Source organism: Microcoleus sp. Pol8_D6 (assembly GCF_036700965.1).
Lineage (GTDB): Bacteria > Cyanobacteriota > Cyanobacteriia > Cyanobacteriales > Microcoleaceae > Microcoleus.
Map to the genome: position 1 here is coordinate 1 of NZ_JAUBPW010000128.1, position 7,389 is coordinate 7,389.

At 45.9% G+C, this 7,389-nt stretch carries 4 protein-coding genes; 1 reads left to right on the forward strand and 3 read right to left on the reverse strand.

Annotation, left to right across the window (positions count from 1 at the left end):
- The 3 genes from QUA10_RS28360 to QUA10_RS28370 form a co-directional block, all read right to left on the reverse strand.
- Positions 1-2,479 (reverse strand): two-partner secretion domain-containing protein (locus QUA10_RS28360; protein ID WP_333086462.1); only part of this gene is annotated, 2,479 nt, incomplete at its 3' end.
- A 65-nt stretch (positions 2,480-2,544) separates the two neighbouring features.
- Entirely contained in the window at positions 2,545-5,487 is a 2,943-nt protein-coding gene (locus QUA10_RS28365) for a two-partner secretion domain-containing protein (protein WP_333084870.1), read from the reverse strand.
- A gap of 121 nt (positions 5,488-5,608) precedes the next feature.
- A complete protein-coding gene (locus tag QUA10_RS28370) occupies positions 5,609-6,211 on the reverse strand; it encodes a Uma2 family endonuclease (protein ID WP_333084871.1) in 603 nt (200 codons plus the stop codon).
- A 563-nt stretch (positions 6,212-6,774) separates the two neighbouring features.
- Here QUA10_RS28370 and QUA10_RS28375 point away from each other — a divergent pair.
- Positions 6,775-7,356: a hypothetical protein gene (locus QUA10_RS28375; RefSeq protein ID WP_333084872.1), complete on the forward strand. Its 582-nt coding sequence runs from the start codon at positions 6,775-6,777 to the stop codon at positions 7,354-7,356.
- Positions 7,357-7,389 lie beyond the last annotated feature (33 nt).

Below are 7,389 nucleotides of genomic sequence, written 5' to 3' on the forward strand. Positions count from 1 at the left end.
CGCTACTTTGGGAAATCGCCGCAATATCGCTGGTAGGAATTAGAGAAGTCGGACTTACTTGCAACGCTGCAAATTGACCATCTGTTACTCCCAAACTCGCTCGCACCTGTTCGCGACTGACTGAGGTAAACCCGAAAACATTGGGGACATTAATATTAACCCGACCACCTTGAGCCGATCGCGCATTAGCCGTAATATCGCTATTTTCGTTGGGGAGAGTCACCAGAATATCGCTTTTAATGTTGATGTTGCCGCCTTCAGAAATACTTGCATCAGTGGTAATTCTGCTGCCTCGGCGCAACTGGATATCTCGTGCTTCTAGGTTAATATTGGCTCCAGCGCCAGATTCAGTTCTACCGTCAATGCTGCTTTGATTGTCAAGGGAAATTGAGTCTGCTTTCACGTTAATATTACCAGCCCGTGCTGCACCCAATGCTTGCAGATTGAGAGTTCCCCCATTGCGAAGAATCAATTCCCCAACATTCAGATTCAACGAACCTCCGTTAGCCGTAGCATTGGGATTTCTAACACGAGAGGCAATCCCAACGGAAGTCTGAATTTGACTGTTAAATTCACCTTGACCGCCATTACCAATAATTTCTACACGTCCCGCATTTATTGTGATGCTTCCGGCATCTCCTTTGCCTAAAGATGCAGTAGAAATAAGTCCTCCATCCCGGAGAATTACTAAAGGTGTAGAAATGTTCATACTCCCTCCCCGAGCAGCAGAGTTGGTATCAGCGGAGATGAAACTAGGATTCCGACTGCCATTCGCCAAAACTCCAGAAATACCCTCTAGTCTGACTGACTCAGTAGCTTTAATTGTTAAATTACCTCCGGGCCCCCCAGTTGTATTCAACGGTTGGTTGCCCACAACCGATCCGCTAGATAAACTAATTCCGCCTCCGTCTGAAATCCTCAACCGCTTCGTGTCGATATAAATGTCTCCGGCTTTCCCATTAATGCTGATTGCGGTTGCACCAATCAAGGTTGCGACGGGACTTCGAGGAGGAGTTCGCAGCACTTCTACTGATTCCGAAGCTTTAATGTTGATATTCCCCGAGGGTGCTTCACTGCGAGTGGTGCTGATGATCGCACTGCCATCGCGTACGATAAAACGTTCTCCCTCAAAGCTGATATTTCCTCCCGTACCCGTACTCCCCGCGAGTGTGCCGGTGTTGATCCCTGAACCGACCAGATCGAAAACCCTGGCACGCAGGGTCATATTTCCGGCGTTGCCAACACCTAATGTAGCGCTACCCGATACGGTTCCATTGTTGATCAGCAGTTGTCCGGTATCGATTAAGATGTTTCCCGCATCTCCCATGCCAGCAGTGCTAGTTTCCAGCAGAATCTGTGGGTCAAAAGGGTTGATTCGTCCAGAGATTGTATAATTTTTGACAAAGTTTTGAAAGCTCTCAAATCCAATCCCGATCAGTTCTACTGAATCGGTAGCGCGGATATTGACAGCTCCTCCCGCACCACTTCCTGCTGTCAGAGTGGATATTTGCGCCCCACCTTGGACTCGAAAATTTTGGGCGTTAATGTCGATGCCCATGCCGTCGATATTGCCCAAAGTCAGTGCATAAATTCGCCCATTATTGAGACTGACATTTCCACCTCTAATATCAACTTTGCCGCCACCGATTCCACTGGTGTTGATCAGTGAGCCGTTGGTCATTTCAATATTACCAAAGTTGGAAATCTTGTCATAGTTTAAACTTAATCCCAATGGCGTTGCCCCAAATCTAACAATCCCCGGACTAGCGACGCTACCGAGCAAGATTTGTCCCGTTGAGGCAGTCAGTGTTCCCTGATTTAATTCAATATCTCCGCCCACTAGGGCGAGAGTTTGTCCGGGCCCAACTGAAGCACCAATGTTATTGAAAATCGGCGGGATTCCCGGAGGTAATTGTGGTAAAGCCAAGGCTGGTGCTGCTGAAGAGTTAATGATTTTTCCGGGATTTTCTCGAAAATTTAAACCGATAGGTATATTGACATTTAATAGTGGTAATGAGTGGGGATTGCTGCTGCTGAATTGATAGCCATTATCGAAAATTACGCTATCAGCAGAACTTGCTAAAAATGAACCACGTAAATCTAACCGCGCATTGGGACCAAAGACAATTCCTTTGGGGTTAAGTAAAAACAAGTTACCGTTTCCCAAAACTCCCAGAGTTCCTAAAATATTAGAAGGATTGCCACCCGTAACGCGGGTGAATATGTTAGTGATTCCGCTGGGATTGGCAAAATAGGCTCCCCGCCCTTCACGGATGTTAAATTCGCGTAAACTGTGAAATAAATTTACTCCGCGAGTTGCCCCGCCTTCTATTCTGTCCGAGGGTAAGTTATTAATCCTGTCGGGAACTGTACGCGAACTTTCTGCACCCAAGCTATTATCGGGGATGATTTGAGCGATCGCCGCGACAGGAAATAGCAGTAAGAATGCAAAAAATAGGGCAGAAGATTGGAACTGCATCTTTTAAATCGGGTTAATTTAATTTTATAAAAATAGCGAGGGATTAGCTAAAACCTGAAGAGTACCTATCGAGGTACGCAAACACCCGTCGATTTCGGACTGCGAATAGATGCACCACCACCAGAATTATAGGCTACCAGCGTTACTTGTCCTCGATCGTCCATTACCCAACCTTGAGCGGGCATAATTTCTGTTGGTCGAACTTGTATGGATGTTGTTTGACCTTCTAGGTGCTGACTTCCACCTACCGCTGGTTCCACCCACGGCAACGGTTCTTCTGCGCTGCTGAGAACCTCGTGAGGGCTTGGTGGCAATCCCCCCCGCCCCGTCACAGTAAACTCGTTCTCGGCCCCTTGGATGCAGGGATTTGCAGCAATTAAGGCAGCCGGATTCACCACATTTTGGGGCAGTTCCACTAAACCTTGAACGGGATTCACTCCAACAGAACTAAATGTTACCGCCCCTTGTAAAGCCGCGCCGCCACTTTGGGAAATTGCAGCGATGTCGCTGCTAGGAATTAAAGAAGTAGGACTTACTTGCAACGCTGCAAATTCGGCGTCACTGATCCCCAACTTGTTTCTGACTTGTTCGCGACTCGCTGCTGTAAAACCAAAGACATTGGGGACATTGATATTGACGCGGCCGCCGCCTGCTGTGCGGGCGTTGGCTGTAATGTCGCTGTTTTCTTGCGGGAGGGCGAGAAGAATGTTGCTGTTGATGTTGATATTGCCGCCGTCAGAAGTGCCTGCATCGGTGGTAATTCGGCTGTTGCGGCGCAATTGGATATCTCGCGCTTGCAGGTTAATATTTGCTCCAGTACCGGATACAGTCGTGCCGTCAATCATCGCTTTGTTATCAAGAGCGATCGAATTTGCGACAACATTAATATTACCAGCGCGTCCGGTTCCCGTAGCCTGCACCGTCACTGTAGCTCCATCTCTGACAATTAGTCGATCGGCATTCAGATTCAACGAACCGGCATTTGCCGTAGCATTGGGATTAGTACCGAATGTCTTGCCCACCGAAGCATCAATTGTACTGACAAACAAACCGTTATTTCCGCTGCCGCTGACTGAAATGCGATCGGCATTAATAGTAATATTCCCCACATCTCCAGAGCCCAAAGAACTCGTAGAAACTATCCCCCCATCCCGCACAGTCAGGCTTGGCGTATCAATCCGAATATCCCCACCCCGACTAGAGCTCAAAGTTCCAGAAGTCAGCGCGCTAGCATTCTGAATTCCGCTGGTCAAAATTTGGGAAATACCTGAAATTTCTACGGATTCAGTAGCCCTAACTGTTAAATTTCCTGCCGGCCCCCCCTCCTGAGAAAACAAAAACCTGCCAACTAAAACACCCGTTCCTAAAGTAAAAGCAGAACCTCCAGAAAGAGTCAACCGCTTCGTATCAACGTTAATATTCCCCGCCCTTCCGTTAGAACCGATACTCAGCGTGCTGATTCCAGTTGATACAACTGTTCGCGGGCCGGTGTTAGACAATTCTACCGATTCAGCAGCTTTAATGTTGATATTCCCCGACGGGCCGCTGCTGTAGCTTGTGGTACCTAGAAGAGAACCGTCGCCCATAATTAATCGGGCGACATCAACACTAATGCTTCCTCCCGCACCACTACTTTCTTTAGCTGTCCCGTTGTTAATTCCAGAACCCACCATCTCAAAAGTATTGGCGCGAATGATTAAATTGCCGCCATTTCCACCACCAAAAGTGATGCCGCTACCTACTACGCCATTGTTGAATAGCAGGCGGCCGGTGTCGATCGTAATATCGCCCCCCGAACCAGCGCCAGCACTAGCATTCAACAGCACAAATAGCGGGTCAAACGGGTCTGTAGTTCCCGATACCAAATATTTAATTGCAACCTGTTGATAGCCCTCAACTCCCAGCCCGCTCATTTCTACTGAATCAGCAGCCACGAAGTTAATATCCCCTCCTGCACCATCTCCTAGAGTCAGGGTAGAAAATTGCGTCCCGTTTTCTACCCGCAACTTTTGAGCGCTGATATCGATACCTCTACCATCAATATTTCCCAGTGTTAGCGCATAAATTCGCGCACCGCTGAGGGCGACATTTCCACCTTTTAACTCTACTCTGCCACCACCAATTCCGCTGGTGTTAATCAGTGAGCCATCGGATATTTGAATATTGCCAAAGTTCTGAATATTGTCATAATTTAAAGTTAAATTTCCCTTTTCCTCCGCTGTTATTACAAAATTAACTAAACCGGGACTCGCGGCGCTACCGAGTAAAATTTGTCCGCCGCTGGCGGTTAAATTGCCACCTTGAAGTTGGATATCGCCGCCAATCAGTGCTAAAGTTTGACCTGGTTCTACTCCTAAACCAACCCGATCGCTAATTGGGATTGGCACAGCAGAGGCTGGGAGATTTACCTTTCCTATAGCCGTCGATTGATTGACAATTGCACCGGGATTATCTCTAAATCTTAAACCAACGGGAATATTTACTGTTAACAGGGGGAATGTTTGTGGATGGGTGCTGCTGAATTCAAAGCCGTTATTAAACACAATACTGTCAGCGGTTGAACCGATAAACGAACCGCGCAAATCTAACCGCGCATTCGGGCCGAATATAATTCCTTTTGGGTTAATTAAAAATAAGTTACCGTTTCCTAAAACTCCCAGAGTTCCTAAAATATTAGAAGGGTTTCCGCCAGTAACGCGGGTGAATATGTTGGTAATTCCCCTGGGATTTTCAAAATAAGCTCCCCGCCCTTCACGGATGTTAAATTCGCGCAAGCTGTGAAATAGGTTAACGCCGCGAGTTGCACCGCCAGTGATTCTATATGAGGGTATGTTGTTGATAGTATCGGGAACTGTGCGGGAACTTTCCGGGCCCAGGGTATTATCGGGAATGATTTGGGCGAAGGTTTTCGAGGGAAATAGCAACAGGAAAGCCAAAAGTAGGGAGTAACTTACGGGCGGGCAAGATGCCCACACCACAGTCCAATCTAGTATTTTTGGAACAGGCATCTTGCCTGTTTTTGAGAAGGGGGAAAATAGTAAAGAGTAATGGAAGGGAGGCATAAAAACATTCTTTCCAAGATAAATTTTCTTGGTGTAATCTCATCTCGTTTCTCTAAATATTTTGAATTTAGCTGCTGAGTACAAGTTGCTCGACTGTGATTTCTAGTTCGGGAAAACTTTTAGAGATAATGCGATCATTACCTGTAAAACTTTGAACTACATAACTGCCCTTTTCCAAATTGTAAACGAAAACTGTGGGAATTTTGGGATTTCCTAGATAAGCCCTAGAAGCGATCGCTAAATAATCCACAATCCAATACTCATAAATGCCGAGCCTTTGATACTCATCTAGTTTATCCACATAGTCGTCTTCCCAGTTAGTTGAGGTAACTTCTACTGCTAATTGGATAGGTTCGGTAAGGGCTCCGTCGCCACGTACATTGCTGTTCCATACTGATGCCTTAACCACGCCAACATCAGGATTTCTGCCTTGTTCTTGTCCTGAAGCTGTTACAGTTCTCAAAACTATATCTTTGTCAACGATATAGTCAAGCCCCAAGCGCTCGCTTTCTCTGTCGAAAGACTTAACAAGAAATCGTGCCACATTTTTATGAGCTCTGGTTGCTTCCACTTTGACAATCTCCCCATTTACAAGTTCGTAGATACCAGATCCATCTGGGTAATTTTGCAGGAATTCTGCCAATGTTAGTTTAGTTTTTGTCTGAATCATAAGACAATCCTCTTGTGTTAACTACGTTATAAGACAAGATTGCAAAAATTGCAAATTATCCTTAAAATATCTGCGTTGATCTGCGTTATCTGCCTTGGATATGCTGTTGAGCTATCAATCCAAAAAACATACATACAAATTGTTGTCGCCGACAGAATTAGGAATGATAATTAAATAACTTACACAAGTTTGTGGGGTGTCCCGCCCGCCCTTTTTGGAGGGGCGGGACACCCCACGGGAGTAAGTTCTGATGAATGTCTCAATTTTTCCGATCGACCCAGTGTTATCTCGACTCTATTTCACCCATCAAGTTGACTTTTCACTACTATAATAAAGATAGCTTTTTTCAGTGCGACGGCTTAAGTAATTGAGTCGAATCGTGCGGCTAACTAAATCGAGGAAAGGAGATTCTTATGGGGAGCAAGAAGGGGTTGAGATACATCATCGATATGCGGTACTTTTAGACTATATAAAGTATTGTACCGCAACCGCGATACAATTATAAGTGGTGCCGTCGCGCCTGCAACAGAACGCGCTAAGCATTTTAAAGGTACAATTACTTTATGAGCGAAGAAGATATTTTTACTGAGGCATTAGTAGATCGTTTATCCCTCAATCTCACGTCTGCTCACGTAGCAAGGAAAATGAGCTTGCTCTACGACTTGTCGGTAGATGAGCGTGGAGCCGTTCAGATGGGCGTTGATATAGATACAGGGGAGCCAATTCGAGGCAAAGGAAAAGGTTTCGAGCAAGACATCTTAATTTATGAGAAAGTGAATGAGGCACATACCTCTATTGTGCCCCGAATAGTCGTAGAGGTGAAGTACAATCATGTCACAACGCACGATGTCATCGTTTATTCAGAGAAGGCCAATCGTATTCGCAGAATTTATCCGTATGTGCGCTACGGCCTGTTGTTAGGTAAATTCAAAACTGTTCCGGGGCGAGTGCTGAGACTTGGGCAAGAGTTCGATTTTATCTGCACATTACAGCATCCGTTCGTTGATGCACAAATTCAGGATTTGCGGCAACTATTGATGGATGAGGTTCAAGTGTCCATCTCACTGGGTAAGTTGTTGACCGGCAACATTAAGACCTCAATAGACCTCTTGCAAAAGTCCCCAATAAGGGCAATAGTGAGGTGATTGAGAGGAAAAACTGATGACTTACGAACAAGT